This is a genomic window from Polymorphospora sp. NPDC051019, from assembly GCF_040683055.1.
In the GTDB taxonomy this organism is placed as follows: domain Bacteria; phylum Actinomycetota; class Actinomycetes; order Mycobacteriales; family Micromonosporaceae; genus Polymorphospora; species Polymorphospora lycopeni.
In genome coordinates this window covers 50,877-76,575 of record NZ_JBFBCH010000025.1, presented here as the reverse complement: position 1 = coordinate 76,575, position 25,699 = coordinate 50,877, and the positions used below count along the sequence as shown (strand labels likewise).

The 25,699-nt window shown below is 74.7% G+C and carries 22 protein-coding genes and 1 tRNA gene; 19 read left to right on the top strand and 4 right to left on the bottom strand.

What is annotated here, in order from left to right:
- Positions 1-340: 340 nt before the first annotated feature.
- Entirely contained in the window at positions 341-544 is a 204-nt protein-coding gene (locus AB0M79_RS31175; RefSeq protein WP_364220697.1) for a hypothetical protein, read from the bottom strand.
- Positions 545-648: 104 nt separating this feature from the next.
- Here AB0M79_RS31175 and AB0M79_RS31170 point away from each other — a divergent pair, with 104 nt between their 5' ends.
- Positions 649-948: a hypothetical protein gene (locus tag AB0M79_RS31170; protein ID WP_364220694.1), complete on the top strand. Its 300-nt coding sequence runs from the start codon at positions 649-651 to the stop codon at positions 946-948.
- Between the two features lie 9 nt (positions 949-957).
- On the top strand, positions 958-1,572 hold the full coding sequence (locus tag AB0M79_RS31165) for a maleylpyruvate isomerase N-terminal domain-containing protein (RefSeq protein ID WP_364220691.1): 615 nt from the start codon (positions 958-960) through the stop codon (positions 1,570-1,572).
- Positions 1,573-1,669: 97 nt separating this feature from the next.
- Here the strand turns inward: AB0M79_RS31165 and AB0M79_RS31160 are convergent.
- Positions 1,670-1,742, bottom strand: a tRNA-Arg gene (locus AB0M79_RS31160).
- Positions 1,743-2,004: 262 nt separating this feature from the next.
- Here AB0M79_RS31160 and AB0M79_RS31155 point away from each other — a divergent pair.
- The 8 genes from AB0M79_RS31155 to AB0M79_RS31120 all read left to right on the top strand — a co-directional run bounded on the left by AB0M79_RS31155 (position 2,005) and on the right by AB0M79_RS31120 (position 12,764).
- Positions 2,005-3,369 carry an MFS transporter gene (locus tag AB0M79_RS31155; RefSeq protein ID WP_364220688.1) on the top strand — a complete coding sequence of 455 codons (1,365 nt, stop codon included), beginning with the start codon at positions 2,005-2,007 and terminating at the stop codon, positions 3,367-3,369.
- On the top strand, positions 3,366-5,495 hold the full coding sequence (locus tag AB0M79_RS31150; protein ID WP_364220685.1) for a molybdopterin-dependent oxidoreductase: 2,130 nt from the start codon (positions 3,366-3,368) through the stop codon (positions 5,493-5,495). The genes AB0M79_RS31155 and AB0M79_RS31150 overlap by 4 nt, the downstream gene beginning before the upstream one ends.
- Entirely contained in the window at positions 5,492-6,967 is a 1,476-nt protein-coding gene (locus AB0M79_RS31145) for an FAD-dependent oxidoreductase (protein WP_364220682.1), read from the top strand. The genes AB0M79_RS31150 and AB0M79_RS31145 overlap by 4 nt, the downstream gene beginning before the upstream one ends.
- A 68-nt stretch (positions 6,968-7,035) precedes the next feature.
- Positions 7,036-9,609 carry a nitrite reductase large subunit NirB gene (gene nirB, locus AB0M79_RS31140; RefSeq protein ID WP_364220679.1) on the top strand — a complete coding sequence of 858 codons (2,574 nt, stop codon included), beginning with the start codon at positions 7,036-7,038 and terminating at the stop codon, positions 9,607-9,609.
- A 61-nt stretch (positions 9,610-9,670) separates the two neighbouring features.
- Positions 9,671-10,006: a nitrite reductase small subunit NirD gene (nirD, locus tag AB0M79_RS31135; RefSeq protein ID WP_364220676.1), complete on the top strand. Its 336-nt coding sequence runs from the start codon at positions 9,671-9,673 to the stop codon at positions 10,004-10,006.
- A 46-nt stretch (positions 10,007-10,052) separates the two neighbouring features.
- Positions 10,053-11,162, top strand: coding sequence for a uroporphyrinogen-III synthase (locus tag AB0M79_RS31130; protein WP_364220673.1), 1,110 nt, complete (start codon positions 10,053-10,055; stop codon positions 11,160-11,162).
- Positions 11,163-11,184: 22 nt separating this feature from the next.
- A complete protein-coding gene (locus AB0M79_RS31125; protein ID WP_364220670.1) occupies positions 11,185-11,895 on the top strand; it encodes a CbiX/SirB N-terminal domain-containing protein in 711 nt (236 codons plus the stop codon).
- 74 nt (positions 11,896-11,969) lie between these two features.
- Positions 11,970-12,764: a thioesterase family protein gene (locus tag AB0M79_RS31120; protein WP_364220667.1), complete on the top strand. Its 795-nt coding sequence runs from the start codon at positions 11,970-11,972 to the stop codon at positions 12,762-12,764.
- 6 nt (positions 12,765-12,770) lie between these two features.
- Here the strand turns inward: AB0M79_RS31120 and AB0M79_RS31115 are convergent, their stop codons facing one another.
- A complete protein-coding gene (locus tag AB0M79_RS31115; protein ID WP_364220664.1) occupies positions 12,771-13,796 on the bottom strand; it encodes an alpha/beta hydrolase in 1,026 nt (341 codons plus the stop codon).
- 183 nt (positions 13,797-13,979) lie between these two features.
- Here AB0M79_RS31115 and AB0M79_RS31110 point away from each other — a divergent pair, with 183 nt between their 5' ends.
- The 9 genes from AB0M79_RS31110 to AB0M79_RS31070 all read left to right on the top strand — a co-directional run bounded on the left by AB0M79_RS31110 (position 13,980) and on the right by AB0M79_RS31070 (position 24,771).
- Entirely contained in the window at positions 13,980-14,897 is a 918-nt protein-coding gene (locus tag AB0M79_RS31110; protein WP_364220661.1) for a single-stranded DNA-binding protein, read from the top strand.
- A gap of 153 nt (positions 14,898-15,050) precedes the next feature.
- Positions 15,051-16,208: an N-methyl-L-tryptophan oxidase gene (gene solA / locus AB0M79_RS31105; RefSeq protein ID WP_364220658.1), complete on the top strand. Its 1,158-nt coding sequence runs from the start codon at positions 15,051-15,053 to the stop codon at positions 16,206-16,208.
- Entirely contained in the window at positions 16,205-17,392 is a 1,188-nt protein-coding gene (locus AB0M79_RS31100; RefSeq protein WP_364220655.1) for a cobalamin biosynthesis protein, read from the top strand. Before solA ends, AB0M79_RS31100 begins: the two co-directional genes overlap by 4 nt.
- Positions 17,389-18,942: a cobyric acid synthase gene (locus tag AB0M79_RS31095; RefSeq protein WP_364220652.1), complete on the top strand. Its 1,554-nt coding sequence runs from the start codon at positions 17,389-17,391 to the stop codon at positions 18,940-18,942. The genes AB0M79_RS31100 and AB0M79_RS31095 overlap by 4 nt, the downstream gene beginning before the upstream one ends.
- A gap of 19 nt (positions 18,943-18,961) precedes the next feature.
- Entirely contained in the window at positions 18,962-19,726 is a 765-nt protein-coding gene (locus AB0M79_RS31090) for a hypothetical protein (protein ID WP_364220649.1), read from the top strand.
- A gap of 153 nt (positions 19,727-19,879) precedes the next feature.
- A complete protein-coding gene (locus tag AB0M79_RS31085; protein WP_357542580.1) occupies positions 19,880-21,025 on the top strand; it encodes a M48 family metallopeptidase in 1,146 nt (381 codons plus the stop codon).
- A 51-nt stretch (positions 21,026-21,076) separates the two neighbouring features.
- Positions 21,077-22,444: a dipeptidase gene (locus AB0M79_RS31080; protein WP_364220646.1), complete on the top strand. Its 1,368-nt coding sequence runs from the start codon at positions 21,077-21,079 to the stop codon at positions 22,442-22,444.
- Between the two features lie 142 nt (positions 22,445-22,586).
- Positions 22,587-22,793 carry a hypothetical protein gene (locus tag AB0M79_RS31075; protein WP_357542576.1) on the top strand — a complete coding sequence of 69 codons (207 nt, stop codon included), beginning with the start codon at positions 22,587-22,589 and terminating at the stop codon, positions 22,791-22,793.
- A gap of 397 nt (positions 22,794-23,190) precedes the next feature.
- On the top strand, positions 23,191-24,771 hold the full coding sequence (locus tag AB0M79_RS31070; protein ID WP_364220642.1) for an ATP-dependent DNA ligase: 1,581 nt from the start codon (positions 23,191-23,193) through the stop codon (positions 24,769-24,771).
- A 14-nt stretch (positions 24,772-24,785) separates the two neighbouring features.
- Here AB0M79_RS31070 and AB0M79_RS31065 read toward each other — a convergent pair whose 3' ends face one another.
- Positions 24,786-25,613, bottom strand: coding sequence for an SURF1 family protein (locus AB0M79_RS31065; protein WP_364220639.1), 828 nt, complete (start codon positions 25,611-25,613; stop codon positions 24,786-24,788).
- Positions 25,614-25,699 lie beyond the last annotated feature (86 nt).

Here is a 25,699-nt window from a genome sequence, read left to right as displayed (position 1 = left end):
CGAATTCGCTGTGGGCCACGACAGCAACACCTGCCCGGCACCCAACCCGCGTGCGGCCCGGAGGCCGGTTGCGGAAGATGGGATACGTGGTCGACGACAGCGGTGAGTCCGCCGAGCAACGCCTGTACGACGCAGCGACGCGGTGGGACGTCGACTCCGGGTACGGCCCGGCGGACATGATCGATGCCGCCTGCCGGGCGCTGGTCGACGGGCTGGACTCACCGGCGCTGCGCGAACTCGCCGGCGCGTCGGCGCGGGACTCCTCGTGGGACATCCGCGAACTCGTCCGCACGGCGTTGGACGAACTCCGGATTCCCCGCCCGGGCGCTGTTCCCACCGGCTACGCCGTGGCGGCGGGCGGCGGGACGACCCGCCGGCCGGGAGTCGACTCGCTCCGGCTGGAGGTGCGGCCGGCGCAGAGCCCGGCCGGCAGCGACTTCCAGGTGCTCGTCCACGTGAACGGCGCGGAGATGACGTCCGCCGACGTCACCATCACCCGCGACGGCGACCGGGTGCACTGGGAGTGGTCGAAGGAGGTGCCCATGCACCGGGCCGTCACCTTCGCGGCGACCGGATACGACGCCGAACTCGCCCGGGTCGCCGCCGACCACTCCTGGGAGACCCCGGCACGGACCGCCCGGACGTCTCGTGCTGACCGGTATCGACCGGGAACGGCTGCTCGGCCACGGGCTCAGAGCCGACTGGGTCGCCCATTCCTACGGCGACGACGACACGTTCCGGATCGCGCTCGGACTCGACGACGACTACCAGATCTTCGTCGACATCCCCGTACGCGGCCGTGGCCCCGAGGAACTCGCGCGCGAGGTGTGCGCCACCCTGGCCCGCCCACCCGCGAAGTGGCGGGCCACCTGGCACGCGATCAAACCGACGCTGACCGGGCCACCGGAGATCGCGGGGCGGTCCTGGCGGCCGTTCAGATACCGCTAGCCTCACGCCATGACGTACCCGTGGGACGAGTCGCGTCGGGCGTTCGCCGACGCGGCGGAGTGCTTCGTCCGCACCGCCGCCCTCGTCGGCGACCGCTGGGACCGGCCCGGGCTGGGCGAGTGGGACGTACGCGCCCTCGTCGGCCACACCAGCCGCTCCCTGCTGACGGTCGAGTCGTACCTCGCCCGACCGGCGGCGACCGTCGAGGTCGCCTCCGTCGCCGGCTACTACCGCGCCATCCGGACCGCCGCCGCCGGCCCGGACGCCGCGGCCCGGGGGCGGGACGCCGGGGCCGCCCTCGGCGCCGACCCGGCGGCCGCGGTGGCGGAGATCGCCGCCCGGGTGCTGCCGCTCGTCGAGGCATGCGACGGTACGGAACCGGTGACCACGATCGCCGGCGGCATGCGGCTCGGCGACTACCTGCCGACCCGTACGTTCGAGCTGACCGTCCACACGGCGGACCTCGCCACCGCACTGGACCTGCCGGCGGGGTTGCCCCCGACGGCCGCCGCCCAGGCGCTGCGCGTCGTCGCCGACCTCGCCGCTCCCGACGGGCTGGCCGGTCCGCTGCTGCTCGCCGCCACCGGCCGCTCCGGACTCCCGGTGGGCTTCTCGGTGCTCTGAGGTCGTGGTGATCGTCTGCGGCTCAGACAGTCCTGGTGCGGCGTGTCGAGTGCCTGAACCGCAGACGATCGAGGCCGATCGTCTCGCGAGACGAGGGCGCGCCCGGCAGGATTCGAACCTGCGGCCTTGAGATTAGAAGTCTCCTGCTCTATCCGCTGAGCTACGGGCGCCTGTGCCGCGCCAGCAGGCTACCGCCCGCCGGCGGATGGCCGGTTACCGGTACGGCGAGGTGCTGGCCAGGTCATCCTAGGTTCCGGGCCGGCGACAGACGAGCACAATCCGGCCTCGGCCGATCTCACACCCGCCCCGCCGACCGTGTGAAGAAAGCGTTACGGGCTCCGCACAGCGAAGGCGCGGAGTCCGAAACAGCCTGTTCTAAGCTTCGCGGTCACCAGATCCGGCGCTGGCCGGGTCGTCGACCACGGAGCAGCCATGGCCAACCCCACAGCCGTCCGCCCCGCCGCGACCGACCTCACCCCGTCCCGCCGTACCGGCCGGTGGATCGACCACTGGGAGCCGGAAGATCCCGCATTCTGGGCGTCGACCGGCAGGCGGGTCGCCCGCCGCAACCTCGTCCTGTCGATCTTCGCCGAGCACCTGGGTTTCTCGGTCTGGGTGATCTGGAGCATCGTCGCGGTCAACCTGAACAGCGTCGGGTTCGCGTTCACCGAGAGCCAGCTCTTCTGGCTGGTCGCGATCCCGAACCTGGTCGGGGCGACGCTGCGGCTGCCGTACACGTTCGCGGTGCCGAAGTTCGGCGGCCGGAACTGGACGATCGTGTCCGCGCTGGTCCTGGTCGTGCCGTGCGTCGCGCTGGCGTTCGCGGTCTCCGACCCGGGTACGTCGTTCGGGACGATGCTGTTCGTCGCGGCACTGGCCGGCGTCGGCGGCGGCAACTTCGCCTCGTCGATGACGAACATCTCGTACTTCTATCCCGAAAAGGACAAGGGCTGGGCGCTCGGCCTGAACGCGGCCGGCGGCAACATCGGGGTGGCGGTGGTGCAGGCACCGTTCGTGGTGTCGGCGGTCGTGACCGCCGGAGCCGGCATCCACCTGGCCCGGGCCGGCTGGATGTGGGTGCCGCTCGCGCTGCTGTCCGCCTTCCTGGCCTGGCGCTACATGGACAACCTGTCGGTGGCCCGGACCGACTTCGGCTCCAGTGTCGTGGCGGCGAAGCGCCTGCACACTTGGGTGATGTCGTTCCTCTACATTGGCACGTTCGGCTCGTTCATCGGCTACGCGGCCGCCTTCCCGCTGCTGATCAAGGGGCAGTTCCCCGAGGTGAACGTGACGACGTACGCGTTCCTGGGCGCCCTGGTCGGATCGCTGGTGCGGCCGATCGGCGGCCGGCTCGCCGACCGGGTCGGCGGTGGGGTGGTGACCGCCGCCAGCTTCCTGGCGATGGGGCTCGGCGTGCTCGGTGTGGTGGGCGCGCTGCGGGTGGGCAGCTTCGGGCTGTTCCTGGCCTGCTTCATGGTGCTGTTCCTGGCGACCGGGGTCGGCAACGGCTCGACGTACCGGATGATCCCGGCGATCTTCCGGCACGGTGTGGACCCGGCCGACGCCGCCGCCACCGCGACGATGAAACGCCAGGCCGCCGCCGCGATCGGGATCATCTCGGCGGTCGGCGCGTACGGCGGGTTCCTGGTGCCGCGGACGTACGGATGGTCGACGTCGGCGTTCGGGTCGATCGAGCCGGCCCTGTTCGTCTACGTCGGCATCTACGCCGTGATGATCGCCGTCACCTGGTGGTTCTACCTGCGCCGGAGCACCGAGATGGCGAAGGCGGGCGTGTGACCGCCGTGACCCAGCGCGGCGAGGGCACCGACACGCACTGTCCGTACTGCGCGCTGCAGTGCGCCCAGCGGCTGCACGGTGAGCCGCTCGCCGCCGAACCCCGGGCGTTTCCCACCAACAACGGCGGGATGTGCCAGAAGGGCTGGACGAGCACCGAGCTGCTGCGGGTGCCGGACCGCCTCACGACCCCGCTGCGTCGCACCGCGTCGGGATTCGAGCCGGTCGGCTGGGACGAGGCACTGGACGACATCGCCGCCCGGGTCGGCGCGCTGCGCGCGGCGTACGGACCGGACGCCATCGCCGTCTTCGGCGGCGGCGGGCTGACCAACGAGAAGGCGTACCAGCTCGGCAAGTTCGCCCGGCTGGCGTTGCGGACCCGGCTCATCGACTACAACGGACGGTTCTGCATGTCGTCGGCCGCGGCGGCCGGGAACCGGGCGCTCGGTGTCGACCGTGGACTGCCGTTCCCGCTGACCGACCTGCGCGACGCCGACGCCGTCCTGCTGCTCGGCAGCAACCTGGCCGACACCATGCCGCCCGCCGTCCAGCACCTCGGCCCGGTCCGCGAACGGGGCGGGCTCGTCGTCGTCGACCCGCGCCGCTCGTCGACCGCCCGGCTGACCGACGACGGCGCCGGCGAGCACCTGCAACCCCGGCCCGGCACCGACCTCGTACTGCTGCTCGGGCTCCTGCACCTCGTGCTCGGGGGCGGGCTCGCCGACCTGGCCTACCTGCGGGACCGGGTCGACGGCCTCGACGGGGTACGCCGCAGCGTGGCCGAGTGGTGGCCGGAGCGGGTCGCGGACGTCACCGGCGTCGCCGAGCCGCGACTGCGCCGGGTCGCGGCGCTGCTCGCCGACGCCGCCGCGCACCGGGGCGGTCGCGGCGTCTTCGTGCTGACCGGGCGCGGTGTCGAGCAGCACGTCGACGGCACCGACACGGTCACCGCCGCGATCAACATCGCGCTGGCGCTCGGCGCCGTCGGGGCCGGGCGGGGCGGGTACGGCGCGATCACCGGCCAGGGCAACGGGCAGGGCGGCCGCGAACACGGCCAGAAGTCCGACCAGTTGCCCGGCTACCGGATGATCGACGACCCGGCGACCCGGGCCCACGTGGCCCGGGTCTGGGGCGTCGACCCCGACCTGATCCCCGGCAAGGGCGTGCCGGCCGTCGAACTGCTGTCGATGCTCGGCGCCCCGGGCGGGCCACGGGCGCTGTTCGTGCACGGCAGCAACATCGTCGTCAGCGCGCCGGACGCCGCGGCGGTCCGCCGCCGGATCGAGGCGCTGGACCTCGTCGTCGTCTGCGACCTGGTGCCGTCGGAGACGGCCCGGCTCGCCCACTACGTCCTGCCGGTCACCCAGTGGGCCGAGGAGGAGGGCACCATGACCAACCTCGAAGGACGGGTGCTGCGCCGCCGCAAGGCCGTCGACCCGCCGCCCGACGTACGCTCCGAACTGGAGATCTTCGCCGGGCTGGCCGGCCGGCTGGCGGCGCCCGGAACGTGGTCGACCGAACCCCGCGAGGTCTTCGACGAGCTGCGCCGGGCCAGCGCCGGCGGGCGCGCCGACTACGCGGGCATCAGCTACGCCCGGCTCGACGCGGGGGAGGCGCTCTACTGGCCGTGCCCCGACGAGACCCATCCGGGCACCCCGCGCCTGTTCCGGGACGGGTTCCCGACCCCGACCGGCCGGGCCCGCATGGTGCCGGTACGTGCGGTCGGCCCCGCCGACGACGTACGCGCCGACGCCCCCGTCTACCTCGTCACCGGCCGGCTGCTCCAGCACTACCAGTCCGGTGCGCAGACCCGCCGGGTCGCCCGGCTCAACGACTCCCAACCCCACGCGTACGTCGAGATCCACCCCAACCTCGCCGACCGGCTCGGGATCGACGCGGCGGTGGACCTGCGGCTCACCTCGGACCGCGGCTCGATGGTCGCGCCGGCCCGGATCAGCCCCGACATCCGGCCCGACACCGTCTTCGTCCCGTTCCACTTCGCCGACGCCGGCATGGTCAACGCCCTGACCAACGACGCTACCGACCCGGTCTCGGGGATGCCGGAGTTCAAGGTCTGCGCCGTCCGGGTCGAGGTCGCCGACGGCACGGCGGGGGAGGTGCCGCGGTGAGGATCGTGATCGTCGGCGCCGGCATGGTCGGCCACCGGCTCGCCGACGAACTCGTCCGCGCCGCCGGGGCCGGTGCCTCCCGGGCCGTTGATGACCGGGCCGGCGGCGACCTCCACGTGATCCTGCTCGGCGACGAGGCGCACGAGCCGTACAACCGGGTCATGCTGTCGGAACTCCTCGCCGGCCGGATCGACCTGGCCGGGATCGAGCTGCCCCGGCTCGACCCGGACCGGGTCCGGGTACGCCTCGACGCACCCGTCCGCGCCATCGACCCGGTCCGCCGCGAGGTCGTCACCGACACCGACCGGATCGGCTACGACCACCTGGTCCTGTGCACCGGCGCCCGCCCCCGGATACCGGACGTGCCGGGACTGTGTGACGGGCTGCCCGGCGGGGCGTACGCCGCGCGGCGGGTCGACGACGTACGGGACATCTCGGCCGCCGCGCTCAACGCCCGCCACGCGATCGTCGTCGGGGTCGGCCCGCTCGGCGTCGAGGTCGCCTGCGCGCTGCGGCACCGCGGCACCGCCGTCAGCCTGCTGGCCCCGGAGTCCGCGATGCTGAACCGCGACCTCGACGAGCCGGTCGGCGAGATCGTCGCCCGCACCGCCGGCGACCTCGGCATCGGCTTCGTCCGGGACGCCGAACTCGTCGCGGTCGAGGCCGACGGCGGCCACGTCACCGCCGTACGGCTGGCCGACGGCCGGCGGGTCGACTGTGACCTGCTCGTCCTGGCCTGCGGCGCCGGCCCCGACACCGACCTCGCCGCCCGCGCCGGCCTGCCGACCGACCGGGGGATCGTGGTGGACGACCAACTGCGTACCGGCGACCCGCACGTGTCCGCGATCGGCGACTGCGCGCAGACCCCGGACGGCGTCAGCGGCCTGATCGCGCCGGGCTGGGCCCAGGCCCGCGCCCTCGCCCGCCGGCTGCTGCGCGGCGAACCGGTCGGGCCCATCCCGATCGAGGGTGCGACGATGCGGCTCAAGGCGGTCGGGATGAGCGTGGTGACGATGGGCGTACGCGCCTCGACGGCCCGCGACGCCGACCGGGTGCTGGTGCTCGACGACCGCCGGGCCCGCCGCCACGTCGAGGTGGTCGTCCGCGCCGGCACCCTGGTCGGGCTGACCTGTGTCGGCGCACCGGAGATGGCGGCGCGGCTGGCCAGCCAGTACGACCGCCCCGGCATCGTGCCGCCCGACCCGCTCGCGCTCCTGCTCGCCGACGCCCCGCGCGAGGCCAACCCGTCGCCGACGACGATGCCCTCGTCCACCACCGTCTGCCGCTGCAACGGCGTCACCAAGGGCGACCTCGTCCACGCCTGGTCGGACGGGTGCACGTCGGTCGACGCGCTGGTGGCGGACACCCGGGCCACCAGCGGCTGCGGCGGCTGTCGCGAACTGGTGTGCGGGATCGCGCGGTGGCTGGAGCGGTCCGATCCGCCCCTCACAGCCAGCCGGCTCGCCGCGTGAGGCAACCGTCGTTGGCCGGTAACAGCGGGAGCGAAGACATGAAACCCCTGATCCCTACGGTCTGAGCCATGACGGCAAGGAAGCGGCTCGTCGTGGCCGGAGCGGGCATGGTCGCACAGCGGCTGGTCGAGGCACTGGTCGAACGCGGCGCCGACACGGAGTGGGACATCGCGGTCTTCGGCGAGGAGAGCCGCCGCCCGTACGACCGGGTGGCCCTGACCTCGTACTTCGCCGACCTGGACCCGGACAACCTGCTGCTCGGCGACCCCGGTCTGTGGACCCGGCCCGGGGTCCGGCTGCACCGCGACACACCGGTGACCGCGATCGACCCGGCCCGGCGTACGGTCACCGCCCGCGGCACCGCGCACGGCTACGACGCCCTCGTGCTCGCCACCGGCTCCTACGCCACGGTTCCCCCGGTCGAGGGCAGCGACCTGCCCGGCTGTTTCGTCTACCGGACCGTCGACGACGTCGCGGGCCTGCGCACCTGGGTGCTGCGCCGGCAGGAGCAGCTCGGCCGGCCGGTGCGCGGCGCGGTGGTCGGCGGCGGCCTGCTCGGGCTGGAGGCCGCCGGGGCGCTCACCGCGCTCGGCGCCACGACGACGGTCGTGGAGTTCGCCGACCGGCTCATGCCGGTGCAGCTCGACCAGGGCGGCGGGGCGGCCCTGCGGCGCATCGTCGAGGGACTCGACGTGACGGTCCGCACCTCGACCGCGACGTCGAGCCTGCGGGCCGGCCGGGACGGCAACGTCGCCCGGATGGTCTTCGCCGACGGCGACACCGTCGGGGTCGACGTGGTCGTCTTCGCCACCGGCGTACGGCCCCGCGACGAACTGGCCCGCGCCGCCGGCCTCGCCGTACACGAGCGCGGCGGCGTTCTCGCCGGATCCGACTGCCGCACCAGCGACCCCGACGTCTTCGCCGTCGGCGAGGTCGCCCACGTCGCCGGCCGGGTCTGGGGCCTGGTCGGACCCGGGTACGCGATGGCCGAGGTCGTCGCCGACCGGCTGGTGGGCGGCGCCGCCACCTTCACCGGCGCCGACCTCTCCACGAAGCTGAAACTCCTCGGCGTCGACGTCGCCAGCTTCGGCGACGCGTTCGCGGCCACCGCCGGCAGCCTGGAGGTCGTGTACGCCGACCCGGTCGCCGGCGTCTACAAGAAGCTCGTCCTCAGCGACGACGCGTCGACCCTGCTCGGCGGGATGCTGGTCGGCGACGCGTCGGCGTACACGGGCCTGCGGCCGATGGTCGGCGGCTCGCTGGGCGGCGACCCGACCGGCTGGCTGCTGCCGGACGGGGTCGAGCCGCCCTCGTCGACGGAGCTGCCGGACGCGGCCACCGTCTGCTCGTGCAACAACGTCACCGCCGGCACGATCCGCCGCGCGGTGACCGACCAGGGCCGCACCGACCTCGCCGGGGTGAAGGCGTGCACGAAGGCCGGCACCAGCTGCGGGTCCTGTGTGCCGCTGGTCAAGCGGCTGCTGAACGCCGAACTGGCCCGGGCCGGCGTCGAGGTGAGCGACAACCTGTGCGAACACTTCGCCCACAGCCGGGCGCGGCTGTTCGACATCGTGCGGGTCAGCGGCATCACCACGTTCAGCGAACTGCTCGACCGGCACGGCCGGGGGCGGGGCTGCGACATCTGCCGGCCGGTCGCGGCCTCGATCCTGGCCTCGCTCGGGCACGGGCACGTGCTCGACGGCGAGAACGCCGCGTTGCAGGACACCAACGACCACGTGATGGCCAACCTCCAGAAGGACGGCACCTACTCGGTCGTGCCCCGTATCCCCGGCGGTGAGATCACCCCGGAGGGCCTGATCGCGATCGGTGAGGTGGCCCGCGACTTCGACCTCTACACGAAGATCACCGGCGGGCAGCGGATCGACCTGTTCGGGGCGCGGATCGAGCAACTGCCGGCGATCTGGTCCCGGCTCGTCGACGCCGGCTTCGAGTCCGGCCACGCGTACGGCAAGTCGCTGCGCACGGTGAAGTCGTGCGTCGGCCAGAGCTGGTGCCGGTACGGCGTACAGGACTCCGTCGGCCTCGCGATCGCGCTCGAACTGCGCTACCGGGGGCTGCGCTCCCCGCACAAGCTCAAGCTCGGTGTCTCCGGCTGCGCCCGGGAGTGCGCCGAGGCGCGCGGCAAGGACGTCGGCGTCATCGCGACCGACCGGGGCTGGAACCTCTACGTCGGCGGCAACGGCGGCTTCACGCCCCGGCACGCCGTCCTCTTCGCCGAGGACCTGTCGACCGAAGACCTGGTCCAGGCCATCGACCGCTTCCTCATCTACTACATCCGTACCGCCGACCGGCTGCAACGGACCGCACCCTGGCTGGAGTCGGTCGAGGGTGGGGTCGACGCCGTACGCGCCGTCGTCTTCGACGACAGCCTCGGCATCGCCGCCGACCTCGACGCGGCGATGAGCGCCCACGTCGGCGGCTACGAGGACGAGTGGGCGGCGACGCTGCGGGACCCGGAGAAGCTGGGTGGCTTCAGCTCGTTCGTCAACGCCGCCGACGAACCCGACCCGGATCTGGCGTACGTACGGGAAAGGGGCCAGAAGCGGCCCGCGACCCGGGCCGAACGCGCGGTCCTGATCGCCGGCGGCTCGCTGCCGGTCCGGACGGCGGGCGTCCTGTGAGCGAGCGGGCCGGTTGGTTCAGTGTCGTTCACGGCGGTGCCGAGCGGAGCGAGGTGACGCTGTGAGCGAGCGGGTCGGTTGGCGGCGGGTGTGTGCGGTCGGTGATCTCGTGCCGGACCGGGGGAGGGCGGCGCTGGTCGACGACGAGCAGGTGGCCGTCTTCCTGCTCGCCGACACGGGCCGGGTGCACGCGGTCGCGCACCTCGACCCGTTCAGCGGCGCGAACGTGATGGCGCGCGGGCTGGTGGGTACGCGCGGGGAGCGGCCGACGGTCGCCTCGCCGATGCACAAGCAGGTCTTCGACCTGCGCACCGGCGAGTGCCTGGACGACCCGACGGTCCGGCTCCGGGTCTGGCCGGCCCGGGTCACCGACGGCTGGGTGGAGGTGCGACCGTGACCGAGCGCAGCGAGGGGGTCGTGAGCGAGCGGGGCGAGGGGGCACCGTGACCGGGCTCGGGCCGGTGCTGGCCGGGACCCGCGTCCTTGTCACGGCGCAGCGCCGTGCCGACGAACTGGCCTCGGCGTTGCAGCGGCGGGGCGCCTCGGTGACGATCGCCGCGTCGATCGGGGTGGAGTCGCACATCGACGAGGCGACGGTCCTCGACCGGACCCGCGAGTTCATCGCCGCCCCGGCCGACATCGTCGTCGTCACCACCGGCATCGGGTTCCGGAGCTGGCTGGACGTGGCCGAGACCTCCGAACTCGGCGAGGAACTGGTCAAGGCGCTGTCCCGCAGCCGGCTCATCGCGAGAGGGCCGAAGGCCCGGGGCGCCCTGCAGGCGGCGGGGCTGACGCCGGACTGGGTCGCCGAGTCGGAGACGTCGGCCGAGATCGGCGACTTCCTGTCCGCCGAGGGGATCGGCGGGCAGCGGGTCGTCGTACAGCATCACGGGGCCGGCGACGACGGGCTGGAGGAGCGGCTGACAGCGGCCGGGGCGGCCACGACCGGGCTGGTCGTCTACCGGTGGGGTGCGCCGCCGGACCCGACCGCGGTGCAGCATTCGGTGCGCGAGACGGCCGCCGGCGGCTACGACGCGGTGGCGTTCACCTCGGCCCCGGGCGCGGCGGCCTGGCTGCGGGCCGTACGCGAGCAGGAGGTATCGGCGCAGGTCGTCGCGGTCGGCCGGTGCGGGCGTACGGTCTTCGCGTCGGTCGGCAACGTTACCGCCGAACCGCTGCGTACGGCGGGACTGGAGCCGATCGTCCCGGAGCGGGCCCGGCTCGGCGCGCTCGTCCGGGCGATCATCATGCGGCTCGGCGACGACTCCGACAGCATCGGCACACCGGCCGGGCGGCTGCGGATCCGGGCCACCGCGGCGACCCTGGACCACCGGGTGCTTCCCGTGTCGCCGGGCGGCCTCTGCCTGCTGCGGTCGCTGGCCGAGCGGCCCGGTGCCGTGCGGTCCCGCGAGGAGTTGCTCGCCGACCTGCCGGGTGGTTCCAGCGACCCGCACACGGTGGAGATGGCGGTCGGCCGGCTGCGTGACATCGTCGGTCGGGACGTCGTGCAGACCGTCGTGAAGCGTGGATACCGGCTGGCGGTTCCGTCGTGAGCGGGCGGAACGGGGCGGGGGTGTGAGCCGCCAGCTGGTGGCCGTCAGCCACGGGACCCGGGATCCGCGTGGGCAGGCCGCGATCCGGGCGCTGGTCGGCGCGGTCCGCCGGCGCCGGCCCGACCTCGACGTCCGCGAGGCGTTCGTCGACGTCCAGGCCCCGGACCTCGGCGCCGTGCTGGACAGGGCCGGCCCGGCGGCCGTGGTCGTGCCGCTGCTGCTGGCGCCCGGACACCACGTACACGTCGACGTCGCCCGCGCGGTCGCGGCGGCCGGCGCGGTCGCGGCGCCGGCGCTGGCCCCCGACGACGGGATCGCGGCGGTCCTCGTCGACCGGCTGCGTGGCTGCGGTGCGGGCACCGACGACACGGTGGTCCTGGCGGCGGCCGGCTCCAGCGACGTACGGGCCCGGCCGGCCGTCGAGGAGACCGCCCGCCGGGTCGCGGCGCTGTGGGGAGCGCCGGTCGAGGTCGGCTGTCTCGGCGGTACGGGCGAGCCGCTGCACGCGGTGCTCGCCCGGTCGTGGCGTCCGGGGCGGCGGGTGGTGTGCGCGGCGATGCTGATGGCGCCGGGGTTCTTCCACGACCGGCTCCGGTCGGCCGGCGCCGACCTGGTCACCGGACCGCTGCTCGACGGCCGCCGGCCGGATCCGCGCCTGGTCGGCCTCGTCGTCGAACGCTACGAGGCGGCCCTCGCCGCCACCCTGGCCGGTTCCGGGGTGATCTCCGGCTGACCCGGTCGATGCCGGTCGCGGGCTGGGAAAATAGAGTCCTGACGACCCGCTGGCGCACCGGAGGAGTTTCAGCCTTGTCCACCCAGCCCGACAGCTACTTCATCCGGATCGACGAGAATCGCTACCGGCCGACCGAGTTGACCGGTGGCGCGTGGGCGCTGACCGAGCAGCACATCAGCCCGATGATCGGGCTGATCGTGCACGCGATCGACCGGTACGTCGCCGGCCGGGCACCGGACGGCATGGTCGTCGGCCGGATCAGCGTCGACATCCTCGGGGTCGTCGGGCTGGAGGACTTCGACCTGCACGTGGAGACCGTACGGCCGGGTCGCACGATCGAACTCGTCGAGGCCACCGTGGTCGCCAAGGACCGGCCCGCCGTACGGGCCCGGGTGTGGCGGCTCAGCGCCCACGACACCTCGTCCGTCGCCGGCGGTCAGGGCGAGCGGCTGCCCAGCCCCGACGACCTGGCCCGCTGGGCGATGTCGGAGACGTGGTCGGGCGGATACATCTCCTCGCTGGACGTGCGACCGGTCGGGGCGCCGACGCCGGGCCGGACCACCGCGTGGGTGTCGACGCCGGCCCGGCTCGTGGCCGGTGAGCCGAGCAGCACCCTGGCCCGTTTCGTCGGCCTGGTCGACACCGCCAACGGGATCGCCGCGCGTCAGCCGCCGACGGAGTGGCTGTTCCCGAACCTGGACCTGTCGATCCACCTGTTCCGGCAGCCGGCCGGAGAGTGGGTCGGGCTGGACACCACCGTCGTCTTCGGCGCCCACGGGCAGGGCCTGACCAGCACCGTCCTGCACGACCTGGCCGGCCCGCTCGGGCACGCCGAGCAGATCCTCACCGTCCGGCCGGCGCGCCGCTGACCCGCGTCACTCCGCGGCCGGGACCGGCTTCCCGGTCGACCCGTCCGGCGGCGGCCCGGACATCTCCGTCGCCGCCGACTCGACGAACGCGGTGACCCACCGGCCGACCTCGGTGAACACCCGTTCGCGTACGGCCGGGCCGCTCAGCGTCAGGTCGTGCATGCCGCCGTCGAAGCGGACGAGGGTGACGTGGCGGCCGAGGCGGGGCGCCCACCGGACCATGTGCTCGACGTCGAGGACGGCGTCGGCCAGCGACGCCGACTCGTGGTAGACCGTGCCCCGGAAGCTGCGGGTCGAACAGGCCAGCAGGACGGGTACGTCGATCGCCAGGCCGTGCCGGACCCGCTGCTGCGCCGACCGGATCGCGGCCAGCCACGCGGCCCGGACCGGGAACCCGCCGAGCGGCTTCCACTGCAGGTCGTACGTCCACTCGCCACGGTGTTCGGCGTGCAGGGTCTGGCCGTACACGGGGGACAGGCCACTCGGGACGATCCGGTACGGGGCGCGGCGGGCGAGTTGGGAGACGGCTGCCGCCAGTGGCCGGCGGACCAGCCAGGACGCGTTGAGGTCGAAGAACGGGCTGTTGAGGAAGAGGCCGTCGACCAGGTCCGTCCCGCTCCGGGCGTGGGTCCACAGGGCGGTGATCAGGCCGCCGGTGGAGTGCCCGTTGACCAGCAGCGTGCGGTTGCCGTCGACCTCCCGGACGATCCGGGCGGCGACGTCGAGTTCGGGGAAGTAGTCGGCGATCGAGCGGCAGAAGTTCGGCGTCTGGTGGGGGAGCAGGCTGCGACCGTACTTGCGCAGGTCGAGGGCGTAGAAGTCCCAGCCCCGCCGGGCGAAGAAGTCGGCGAGGTGGGTCTGGAAGAAGTAGTCGACGAAGCCGTGCACGTAGAGGACGGCGCGGCCGGTGCGATCGGTGGCCCGCCGCCGCACCAGGGTGGCGACGACCGGTCCCTCGTCGTCGTGGCCGAGGTCGATGGTCCGCCGCTCGTAGGACGGACCGAGGATGTCCTCGTCCCAACTCCCGCTCATGTCGCGACGTTACCGCGCGCGGCGGTCCGGGGCGCGGCACGCGGCCGGCTCCGTAGCAGACGGAGCCGTGATCAGGGCGTTTTCCACAGGCGGGTCGGCTGTCCACAGATCCGGCGCCGGTGCTGTCCGGGCGGGGCGGGGCCGGGCCAGTCTGGGGCTCCGCTACTGATTCGTGGAGGGGTCTTGTACGACACGAACGTGACAATCATCGGAAATGTGCTGACCGCCCCGGAATGGCGGCGTACGACGCAGACCGGCACCCTGGTCGCCAACTTCAAGGTCGCGTCGACCGCGCGCCGGCTCGACCGGGAGAACAACCGCTGGGTCGACGGCAACAGCCTGCGGGTACGCGTCAACTGCTGGCGCAAGCTCGCCGAGGGCGTCGCCTCGTCGCTGATGGTCGGCGACCCGGTCGTCGTGGTCGGCCGGATGTACACCCGGGACTGGACCGACGCCGACGGCAACCACCGGACCATGTACGAGCTGGAGGCCGTCGCGGTCGGGCACGACCTGTCCCGTGGGCGGGCCAAGTTCGTCCGCAACCGGCCGGCGCTGTCGACGAGCGCGGTGGCCGACCCGGAGGCCGAGTCGCGGGTGCAGGGGCAGGAGACCGAGCCGGTCCCGGCCGCCGAGGCCCCGGCCCGGCGCGACAGCCTCTTCGACGACGATCCGGACTTCGCCGACGTGCCGGCGGCACCGCTGCCGCACTACGACCCGCTCGCCGAGGTGCGCGGCACCGGGTTCCCGCCGGGCGGGGCAGCGGCGAGCGGCGACGGCGACGCCCCGGCCCCGTCCGGCGGTGGCGACCGGTTCGGCCCGGGTGACGGTGTCGACGGGCTGCCCGGCGCCGATGGGCTGCCCGGCGCCGGCGGCGAGCCCGGCCCACGGTCCGGGACCGAGGGGGAAGGCGAGCCCGGCCTACGGTCCGGGACCGAGGGGGAACCGGAAGAGCCGTCGTCCGGCGGCCGGCGCGGGGATGCCGGCGACGGGCCGGGCGAGGGCCAGCCGGAAGCGTCCGGACCGCGCACCGACCTGCCGGAGCCGGCCGGTCTGGTGGCGCGGGGACGCCGGGGCCGGGCCCGCGTCCCGGTGCCGGCCTGACGCGGACCGGGCGGGCCGCCGTTCGGCGGCAGCCCGCCCGGGGCCGTGGGCGGAACGGCCACCGGCGGCCCGCCCGGAGGCCGATGGGGACCCGGCGCCGCCAGAGCGGGTGGCGGGCGGCCGGGGCATAGGCTTCCCGAGGAGGTGATCGACATGGGGACGGACGTGATCGTCGTCGGGCTGGGCAGCATGGGCGCGGCCACCGCCCATCAGCTCGCGAGTCGCGGGCTCCGGGTGGTCGGCATCGACCGGTACCGGCCGCCGCACACCAACGGCGCCCACGCCGGCGGCTCCCGGATCATCCGGCTGGCCTACGCCGAGGGTGTCGCCTACGTGCCGCTGCTGCGCCGGGCCTACGAACTGTGGGCGGCTATCGAGCGGTCCTCCGGCGTCGACCTGCTGACCCCGACCGGCGGGCTGATGCTGGGCCGACCCGACTCGTCGATGGTCGCCGGCGCACTAGCCTCGGCCCGCACCCACGGGCTCGCCCACGAGTTGCTCGACGCCGCGCAGATCCGCCGACGCTTTCCGGTGTTCGCCCCGCGCGACGACGAGGTCGGCGTCTACGAGGAGGTCGCCGGGTTCGTGCGGCCGGAGGCGACGGTGGCGACCCTGCTCGACCTCGCCGGGCGGGCCGGTGCCGACCTGCGCTACGGCGTACGGGCCACCGGCTGGTCGGCGGGTCCGGGCGGGGTGACCGTCCGCACCGACGAGGGCGAGCTGACCGCCGGCCGGCTGGTGCTCTGCCCCGGCGCCGGAGCCGGTGAGCTGATCGCCGATCTGAACATCCCGTTGCGGGCCGAGCGACGGGTCCAGCACTTCTGGCCGGTCGCCGACGCCGGGTTCGCCCTCGGCCGCTGCCCGATCTGGCTCTGGGAGTCGGCGGCGGGCGTGGTGGCGTACGGCTTCCCGGGGGCCGACCCGCCGCCCGGCTCGGACCGCGGCGGTCTCGTCGTCAAGACCGGCGTGCACGTCGACCCGAACGCCGTGCCACGGTCCGACCTCGCCCCGGCGCAGCCGGCGGAAGCCGCCCGGGCGGCGGAAGTGCTCACCCCGCTCCTACCTGCCCTCGCCTCGGCCGGCCCGCCGGACGGCATCCCGTGCCTCTACACCCTCACCCCCGACGAGCACTTCGTCGTCGGGCCGCATCCTCGGCACGACTCGGTCACCGTCGCGGCCGGGTTCTCCGGCCACGGGTTCAAGTTCGTGCCGGTGATCGGTGAGATCGTCGCCGACCTGGCCCAGCACGGCAGCACCCGGCACGACATCAGCCTGTTCGCACCGGACCGGTTCGGGCAGGTGGCGGCATGAGGGGCCAATGGGCGGCCGACGCCGTCGGGCTGCTGGCCGGCTACGCGCTCGACGCGTGGCTGGGCGACCCGCGCCGGCTGCACCCGGTCGCCGGTTTCGGGCAGGCCGCCGGCGCCCTCGAACGCCGCCTGCACCCGGCCGACCGGGCCACCCGCGCGGGCGGTGCGGCCGGCCTGGCTGCCCGCGCGGGCGGTGCCGACCGCACCGGGAGCGCGGGCGGGCGGCGGGACGAGCGCGTCGCCGGTGCGGTCTTCACCGCCGTGGCGGTCGGTGCGCCGGTGCTCGCCGGGGTCGCCGCGGTGGCGCTGACCCGCCGGCGGCCGGTGGCCCGCGCCGCGCTCGTCGCGGCCGGCACCTGGGCGGTGCTCGGCGGCCGCACCCTGCGGGCCGAGGCCGGGGCGATGAACAAGGCGCTACGCGGCGGCGACCTGCCCGCCGCCCGACAGCGGCTCAGCCACCTCTGCGGGCGCGACCCGGCCCGGCTCGACGAGCCCGAACTCGCCCGGGCGACGGTCGAGTCGGTCGCCGAGAACACCTCCGACGCCGTGGTGGCGCCGCTGTTCTGGGGAGCGGTGGCCGGATTGCCGGGGCTGCTCGGTTACCGCGCGGTCAACACCCTCGACGCGATGGTCGGGCACCGGTCGCCGCGCTACGCACGGTTCGGCACCCCGGCCGCCCGGCTCGACGACGTCGCCAACCTGCTGCCGTCCCGGCTGACCGGGCTGCTCGGGGTGGCCGCCGCGCCGGCCGTGCACGGCGACCGGGCCGACGCGTGGCGGGTGTGGCGGCGGGACCGCCACGACCACCCGAGTCCCAACGCCGGGCAGTGCGAGGCGGCGTTCGCCGGCGCGCTCGGGGTGCGGCTCGGCGGCCGAAACGTCTACTTCGGACGATCGGAGGTCCGGCCGTTCCTCGGCGACGGCCCGCGCCCGGAGGCCCGGCACATCCGGCGGGCTGCCACCCTGTCGCGCACGATCGGCCTGGCGGCGCTCGCCGGGGCCGCGGCCCTCGCGACCGTCCGGGCGGCGGCAGCCGGCGCGACCGGCCGCCGCGTCCGCCCCCGGCTCGGCGCCGCGGTCGCCGGTGCCGCGGTGACGGCCGGCGGCGCCGTGCTGCGCAGGGTGGCCGGTGGGGCCAGGCAGGGCCGGGTGACCCGTGGAGCAGCGGTGGACGGTGGCGGGTGAGCGGCGGGCTGCTCGTCGCCGGCACCACGTCCGACGCCGGCAAGAGCGTGTTGACCGCCGGCATCTGCCGCTGGCTGCACCGGCGCGGGGTCAAGGTCGCGCCGTTCAAGGCGCAGAACATGTCCAACAACTCCGCCGTCGTGGTCGGCGCCGACGGGCGCGGCGGCGAGATCGGCCGGGCCCAGGCGATGCAGGCCGCGGCCGCGGGCATCGCGCCGGAGGTACGGCTCAACCCCGTGCTGCTCAAACCCGGCAGCGACCTGTCGAGCCAGGTGGTGCTGCTCGGCGAGGCCGTCGACCACGTCCACGCCGGCAACTTCCGGGCCCTCAAGCCGCGCCTGGCCGAAACCGTGCACGCCACGCTGATGGAGTTGCGGGCGGAATACGACGTCGTCGTCTGCGAGGGCGCCGGCAGCCCGGCCGAGATCAACCTGCGCGACTCCGACTTCGTCAACATGGGGCTCGCCCGGCACGCCCGGCTGCCCACCGTCGTGGTCGGCGACATCGACCGGGGCGGTGTGTTCGCCGCGCTGTTCGGCACGGTAGCCCTGCTCGACGCCGCCGACCAGGCGCTCGTCGCCGGGTTCGTGGTCAACAAGTTCCGCGGCGACCTCGGCCTGCTGCGCCCCGGGATCGAGATGCTGACGGCGGTGACCGGCCGGCCGACGTACGGGGTGCTGCCCTTCGACGTCGACCTGTGGCTGGACGCCGAGGACTCCCTCGCCTACGGGCGTACCCTCGGCCGGCCCGGCCCGCCCCTCGGCACGCAGTGGCTCGACGTCGCCGTGGTACGGCTGCCCCGCATCTCCAACGCCACCGACGTCGAGGCGCTCGCCACCGAGCCCGGCGTACGGGTCCGGCTGACCGTGGAGCCCGCCGAGGTCGCCGCCGCCGACCTCGTCGTCCTGCCCGGCAGCAAATCCACCGTCGACGATCTGGGCTGGCTGCGCGACCAGGGCCTGGCCGACGTGGTGTGCCGACACGCCGCAGCCGGACGCCCGCTGCTCGGCATCTGCGGCGGCTTCCAGATGCTGGCCCGCTCGATCCACGACGGGGTCGAGAGCCGGCGCGGCACCGTCGACGGTCTGGGCCTGCTCCCCGTCGACATCTCCTTCGCCGCGCGCAAGACCCTGGCCCGGTCGGCCGGCACCGCGTTCGACGCCGTCCCGGTCCACGGCTACGAGATCCGGCACGGCTATGTCGCCCGCGCCGATCCGGGGCTCACCCCGCTGCTCACCCACCTCGACGGGCGGCCCGAGGGGGCCGTCGCCGGCAACGTCTTCGGGACACACTGGCACGGGGCATTCGAGTCCGACGCCTTCCGGCGCCGGTTCCTGACCGAGGTGGCCCGCCTCGCCGGCCGGCGAGGGTTCGTGGTCGCTTCCGACACTTCCTTCGAGGGCGTCCGCGAGCGCAGCCTCGACCGGCTCGGCGACCTGGTCGAGGAGCATCTGGACACCGGCGCCCTGTGGCGGCTCATCGAGGACGGGCCGCCCGCCGGCCTGCCGTTCGTCCCGCCCGGCGCCCCGCACCCACCGACCCGGCCGTGACCGGCATCCTGGACCGGCCGTGACCCGCACCCTGGAGTCTTACGCCGAGCTGGCCGCCCGGGTGCTCGCCGGGCCGCCGCTGGTCGGACGCAGTCGACTGGTGGCGGTCGACGGCCCGAGCGGCGCCGGCAAGACCCGGTTCGCCGGCCGGCTCGCCGCCGCCCTCGAAGAGGCCGCGACCACGCCAGCCGGTCCGGCCCGAACCAACCTGGCCGCTGGTCCGGCCCGAACCAACCTGGCCGCCGATCCGGCCCGCCCCGACGTGGCCGCTGGTCGGGCCGGGCGCTCCACCCCGACCGGCGGTGCGGGCGGGCGGGTCGCGACCGTCGTGCACACCGACGACCTGCTCGACGGCTGGGACGACCAGCTCACCTTCTGGGACCGGCTGGAGGAGTCGGTGCTCGGACCGCTGCGCGCCGGCCGGCCCGGCACCCACCACCGCTACGACTGGCTGCGCGCGGAGTTCGGCCCGGACCCGGTCGTCGTCGACCCGGCGCCGGTCGTCGTCCTGGAGGGGTTCAGCGCCGCCCGGGCGGCCGTGCGTCCCGAACTGAGCCTCGCCGTGTTCGTCGTCGCCCCGGCCGACCTGCGGCTCGACCGGGCGCTGTCCCGGGACGGCGCCGCCCTGCGGCCACACCTGGAACGGTGGCGCCGGACCGAGGACGTCCACTTCCGCGCCGACCGTACCGCCGACCACGCCGACCTGGTCGTCGACGGCGCGCCCGCGGTGCCGCACGACACCCGGCACTACGTCCGGATCGGGGGCGCGCGGTGGCCGGCGTGATCCCGACCCGGCGGGCGGGCGCCCCGGCCCGCCGACGGGCCGGGACGCCGGCCGGAACCGCCATCGGCGTAGACGCGCTGGCGTTGCTGGGGCACCATCGCAGGAAGCCCACCCAATGCCGAGTCGGGGAGCCACGATGACTGCGAGCGCACCATGACAGCCAGCGACGACACCGCGGCGGCCCCCGCCCGGCGCCGGGTGGCGCTGACCGGGATCAGCTCGCGCGCCTGGGAACACCCGGCCGACCGGGGCGCCCTGACCGCCCTGCGCGAACTGCGCGGCTTCGACGACGTGGTCAAGGCGTTCTTCGGGATGTGGAACGAGCGGGGCTTCCGGCTGTCGTATCTCGCGTCGGCGATCCGGGTCGACCACCGGCAGTACCCGCGGGTCTACCGCCTCTACACCGAGGCGGCCAGCACCCTCGACGTCCTCGAACTGCCGGAACTCTTCGTCACCCAGTCGCCGATGCTCAACGCCCAGGCGATCGGCCTGGAAAAGCCGTTCATCGTGCTCAACACCGCCTGCGTGCACCAGCTCGACGACGAGGAACTGCGGGCCCTGCTGGGGCACGAGCTGGGCCACGTCCGCAGCGGCCACGCCGTCTACAAGACCATCCTGATGATCCTCACCCGCTGGGCGGCCAACCTGAGCTGGTTGCCGGTCGGCGCGATCGCCCTACGCGCGATCATCGCGGCGATGATGGAGTGGTGGCGCAAGGCGGAACTGTCCGCCGACCGGGCCGGTCTCCTCGCCGGGCAGGACCCGGCGGCGTCGCTACGGCTGCTGATGAAGCTCGCCGGCGGCGGCGACCTGACCCAGATCGACACCGCCGCGTTCCTGGAGCAGGCGGCCGAATACGAGAGCGGCGGGGACGTCCGCGACAGCCTGCACAAGCTGCGCATGACCGCCTGGAGCAGCCACCCCGTGCCGGTCGCCCGGGCCGCCGACCTGCGGCAGTGGATCGACTCCGGGGCGTACGGGCGGGTCCTCGCCGGTGACTACCCGCGCCGTGACTCCGACTCGTCGGCGTCGGTGTCGGAGGAGATCAAGGCGGCCGCGGAGTCCTACCGCGAGGCGTTCGGGCGCTCCCAGGACCCGCTGGTCGGGCTGCTGCGCCGGCTCGGCGACGGGGCGAGCGACGTCGGCGAGTGGGCCGGCGGCGGGGCCGCCCGGGCCCGCTCCTGGCTCGGTGCGGCCGGTGAGGCGGCGGCCCGCGCCGCCCGCAAGCCCCGCACCCCGTCGGGCGGCTCCGAGGAAGGCCGCGACGCCTGGTCCGACGCCAGTGACGGACCTGGATGACCGGGCGAGCGCGGCGGCACGATCGGTAAGGTTCGGCCTACGATCGCGGTCATGACCGCAACTATCTTCACCGAGTCCGAGCTGCGCGCGGCCGTCGCGCGTGAGCTGCCCGGCGTACGCGCCGATCTGGAGCGCCTGGTCCGGATACCGGGCATCGCCTTCGACGGTTTCGACCACTCCCACGTCGAGCGGTCCGCCGAGGCGGTGGCCGAGTTGCTGCGCGACCTGCGGCTCGACGTCAAGATCGTCCGTGCCGGCGGCGGGCAGCCGGCGGTCATCGGTCGCCGGGCCGCCCCGCCCGGTGCGCCGACCGTCCTGCTGTACGCCCACCACGACGTGCAGCCGGTCGGCGATCCGACGTTGTGGGAGAGCGAGCCGTTCGAGCCGACCGAGCGGGACGGCCGCCTCTACGGCCGCGGTGCCGCCGACGACAAGGCCGGCATCCTGGCCCACGTCGCCGCGCTGCGGGCGTTCGGCGACGACCTGCCGGTCGGCGTGGTGCTCTTCATCGAGGGGGAGGAGGAGTTCGGCTCCGACAGCCTCGAACAACTCCTCGCCGACCACCGCGACGAACTCGCCGCCGACGTCATCGTCATCGCCGACTCCGGCAACTGGGACGTCGGCGTACCCGCGCTGACCACCTCGCTGCGCGGCATCGTCAACTGCTTCGTCGAGGTCCGCACCGGGCAGCACGCCATCCACAGCGGCATGTTCGGCGGCGCCGTGCCCGACTCGCTGACCGTGCTGTCCCGGCTGCTGGCCACGCTGCACGACGACGCCGGCGACGTGGCCGTCGACGGGCTGCTGGCCCGGGCGGCGGCGAACGTCGACTACCCCGAGGACCGGCTGCGGGCCGAGGCCGGCCTGCTCGACGGGGTGTCGTTCATCGGCACCGGGCGGCTCACCGACCGGATCTGGCACAAGCCCGCCCTGGCGGTGCTCGGCATCGACGCCCCGCCCACCAACGCCGCGCCGAACGCCCTGGTGCCGGCCGCGAAGGCGAAGCTCAGCATCCGGCTCGCGCCCGGCGACGACCCGAAGAAGGCGTACGCCGCCCTGAGCGCGCACCTGGAACGGCACGCCCCGTGGGGCGCCCAGGTCACGGTGACCCTCGAACACGACGGGGCGCCGTGCGTGATCGACGCGTCCGGCCCGATGTTCGACGCGGCCCGGTCGGCGTTCCGCACCGCCTGGGACGGCACCGATCCGGTCGACATGGGGGTGGGCGGGTCGATCCCGTTCATCGCGACGTTCCAGGAGATGTTCCCCCGGGCGGCGATCCTGGTGACCGGGGTCGAGGACCCGCACGCCCGGGCGCACGGCCCGAACGAGAGCCTGCACCTCGGCGAGTTCGCCCGGGTCTGCCTGGCCGAGGCGCTGTTGCTGGCCAACGTCGCCGAGGTCGGCGTCCAGCCCTAGCACCGCGACGAGCCGTACGCCGGCCCGGGCGCACCGGGGCGGCGTACGGCCCCGGCGGGTGTCCCGGCCGCCTGAGAAAAGTCCTTGATCGATGGGGTGAAACTGCTGCGCGCCGGTTCGGTGGCACGCTAGGGTTTCGAACATGAGTTCTAACGAGGCCATTGCGCGGCTGGACGCCGCCGTCAGTGCTCTGGGGGACGTACACGTCTCCGCGTGGTCCGACGAAACCCTTCAGGACCAGCTCGGCGAACTTTCCGCGGCACTCTGTGCCCTCGACGCCGTGCTGTCCCGGGTCGCCGACGAGGTCCGCGCCCGCGGGCTGCGGGTCGAGGAACCGCTCGCCGCCTGAGCCCGACACCGTCACGCCCGGCGACGACCGGCGACCGTACGCCCACGCCGGGCGGCGGCCGTACGCGAGGAATGCCGGCGGCGAACGCCCGGCGGCCGTTGTCCTTCGGGGCAGTCGTTACTGCCCCGAAGGCAGCCGGCGACGCATGCCGGCCGGGGGCGGCGCTGCGGCAGGGTGACCGCGACACGCTCGACGTGCTCAAGGCCGTCCGCCGGCTGGGCTGCCGGCGTTTCGTGCTGGTCGCCGCCGTCGACTCCGACGCCGCCCTGATCCCCGCCGTGGAACTGGGGGTACGGGCCCTCGCCGCGCGGTCCGAGGCGACCGGCCACCGGCTGGCGCAGCTCGTCGTCAACACCTCGACCGGTGGGGCGGCACAGGTGGCTGCCACGATGGGCGGATGCGGTTCGTGGACCTGGCGGCCACCTCGGCGGCCGTACGAGCGATCTCCGGCCGGCGGGCCAAGACAGACCTGCTGGCCGCGGCCCTGCGCGACCTGGCCCCCGACGAGGTGCCGGCCGGCTCCGCCTACCTCGCCGGCGAGCTGCGGCAGCGGCAGACCGGCGTCGGCTACGCCAGCCTGCGCGACCTGCCCCCGCCGGCGGCCGAGCCGACCCTGACCGTGGCGTCCGTCGACGCCGCCATCGCCGAGATCGCCGAGGTCGCCGGCCCGGGCTCGCAGGCGCGGCGGCGCGACCTGCTCGCCGCGCTGTTCGCCGCCGCCACCGCCGACGAGCAGCGACTCCTCGTCGGGCTCTTCAGCGGCGAACTGCGCCAGGGAGCCCAGGCCGGGCTGCTCGCCGACGCGGTCGCCCGGGCCGCCGGGGTGCCGGTCGCCGTCGTACGGCGGGCCCTGCTGCTCGCCGGTGACCTCAAGGCGGTCGCGGTCGCGGCGCTGGCCGGGGGAGAGCCGGCGCTCGCCGGGTTCTCGCTGCGGGTGGGGCGACCGCTGGCCCCGATGCTGGCGCAGAGCGCGGCCTCGGTCGACGAGGCGTTCGGCACCGTCGGCGGTCCCGCCGCCGTCGACGTCAAGCTCGACGGCATCCGGATCCAGGTGCACCGGTCCGGTGCCGATGTCGCCGTCTTCACCCGCAGCCTGGACGAGATCACCCCGCGGGTGCCGGAGGTGGTGGCGGCCGTACGCGCCCTGCCCGCCCGGGAGCTGGTGCTCGACGGCGAGGCCATCGCCCTCGACGCGACCGGTCGGCCCAGGCCGTTCCAGGAGACGTCCGCCCGGGCCGCGACCCGGGGCGCCCGGCGCGGGGTCACCGCCGGGATCAAGGGCGCCGGCCAGGCGAAGACCGGGGCCACCCCGGCCGCGTCGACGGGCGGCGCGCTGACGCCGTACTTCTTCGATCTCCTGCACCTCGACGGCACCGACCTGCTCGACGCACCCGGCCGGGACCGCTGGGCGGCGCTCGCCGACGCGGTCGCCGCGCCGCTGCTGGTCGGCCGCGTCACGGTCGACTCCGTCGAGGCGGCGACCGCCGCCTTCTCCGCCGCGCTCGACGCCGGCCACGAGGGCGTCGTCGTCAAGTCCCCGGACGCGCCGTACGAGGCGGGCCGGCGCGGCGCCGCCTGGATCAAGGTCAAGCCGCGGCACACCCTCGACCTCGTCGTGCTCGCCGTCGAGTGGGGCAGCGGCCGGCGCCAGGGCTGGCTGTCCAACCTCCACCTCGGCGCCCGCGACCCGGCCACCGGCGGGTTCGTCATGCTCGGCAAGACCTTCAAGGGGCTGACCGACGAGCTGCTGCGCTGGCAGACCGAACGGTTCCTCGGCCTGGCCGTCGAGCGCGGCGACTGGGTGGTGACCGTACGGCCCGAGCAGGTCGTGGAGATCGCGTTCGACGGGGTGCAGCGCAGCACCCGCTATCCGGGCGGGGTGGCGCTACGGTTCGCGCGGGTGGTCCGCTACCGCGACGACAAGTCCGCCGGCGAGGCCGACACCATCGACACCGTACGGGCGATCCACCGCGGCTGAGCCGGCCGGACCGCTCAGTCGCGGGAGCCGGCGACGGGCGGCGACACCGCCGCGACCTCCAGCCGGTCGCCGCGCGGCCGGCGCTTCCCGCTGCGGGTGTGCGCCTCCCGGCGGGCCACGTAGCCGTAGCCGACCAGGGCCATCCCGGCGAACAGCCACCACTGCACCACGTAGCCGCCGTTCTGCCAGTTGTTCTCGTGCCGGATCGGGATCGGGGTGAACGCCGGGTCGGCGGCCGGGGTCTGCTCGTCGACCAGCAGATAGGCGCCGTACGTCGGGTGCGGCAGCTCGGCGGCCAGCTCCGGTACGCCGATGCGGCGGGTCTCGATCCGCCCGTCCCGCTGGCTGACCGAACCCGCCATGCTCTCCGACAGGTGCACCCGCCCGACGACGGTCACCTCGCCCTCCGGCGTCGGCGGCAGTTCCGGCTGCGCGGCCGCGCCACCCGGCGCGGGCGGCACCCAGCCCCGGTCGACCAGCACCGCGGTCCCGTCGGCGAGCACCAGCGGTACGACGATCTCGAACCCGACCCGGCTCTCGACGGTGCGGGACCGGACCAGGACGACGTTGGCGCTGTCGTAGCGGCCGGTGACGGTGACCCTGGTCCACGCCGCGTCGGGGTGCGGCGCCGGGCCAACCGTGCCGGCCGTGGCGGGCGGCGTGAGGACATCGGTGAGCGGGACCGGATCGAGCCGGGCGGCCGCGTCGATCCGCTCGTTGATCGCCGACCGATCCTGGTAGCGACTCAACTGCCAGTTGCCGAGCATGACCATCACCACCGACGCGGCCAGCGTCAGCGCGAGTATGCCCAGCCAGCGCGGGGTCAGCAGGAACCGGTACACAGCACGAGGTTACCCGTGTGACCCGAGCCACTACTCTGGTGCCCGGATCGGCGCCCCCGCGTCGTTGCCCCTACCCGGTATGGTCG

What these genes read in the sequence shown, in the direction of transcription:
- AB0M79_RS31165 (WP_364220691.1), top strand. Translation starts at nt 958, where the DNA reads ATGACGTACCCGTGGGACGAGTCGCGTCGGGCGTTCGCCGACGCGGCG.
- solA (WP_364220658.1), top strand. Translation starts at nt 15,051, where the DNA reads ATGGGGACGGACGTGATCGTCGTCGGGCTGGGCAGCATGGGCGCGGCC.
- AB0M79_RS31175 (WP_364220697.1), bottom strand. Translation starts at nt 544, where the DNA reads ATGGGCACCTCCTTCGACCACTCCCAGTGCACCCGGTCGCCGTCGCGG.
- nirB (WP_364220679.1), top strand. Translation starts at nt 7,036, where the DNA reads ATGACGGCAAGGAAGCGGCTCGTCGTGGCCGGAGCGGGCATGGTCGCA.
- AB0M79_RS31100 (WP_364220655.1), top strand. Translation starts at nt 16,205, where the DNA reads ATGAGGGGCCAATGGGCGGCCGACGCCGTCGGGCTGCTGGCCGGCTAC.
- AB0M79_RS31085 (WP_357542580.1), top strand. Translation starts at nt 19,880, where the DNA reads ATGACAGCCAGCGACGACACCGCGGCGGCCCCCGCCCGGCGCCGGGTG.
- AB0M79_RS31080 (WP_364220646.1), top strand. Translation starts at nt 21,077, where the DNA reads ATGACCGCAACTATCTTCACCGAGTCCGAGCTGCGCGCGGCCGTCGCG.
- AB0M79_RS31075 (WP_357542576.1), top strand. Translation starts at nt 22,587, where the DNA reads ATGAGTTCTAACGAGGCCATTGCGCGGCTGGACGCCGCCGTCAGTGCT.
- AB0M79_RS31115 (WP_364220664.1), bottom strand. Translation starts at nt 13,796, where the DNA reads ATGAGCGGGAGTTGGGACGAGGACATCCTCGGTCCGTCCTACGAGCGG.
- AB0M79_RS31070 (WP_364220642.1), top strand. Translation starts at nt 23,191, where the DNA reads ATGCGGTTCGTGGACCTGGCGGCCACCTCGGCGGCCGTACGAGCGATC.
- AB0M79_RS31155 (WP_364220688.1), top strand. Translation starts at nt 2,005, where the DNA reads ATGGCCAACCCCACAGCCGTCCGCCCCGCCGCGACCGACCTCACCCCG.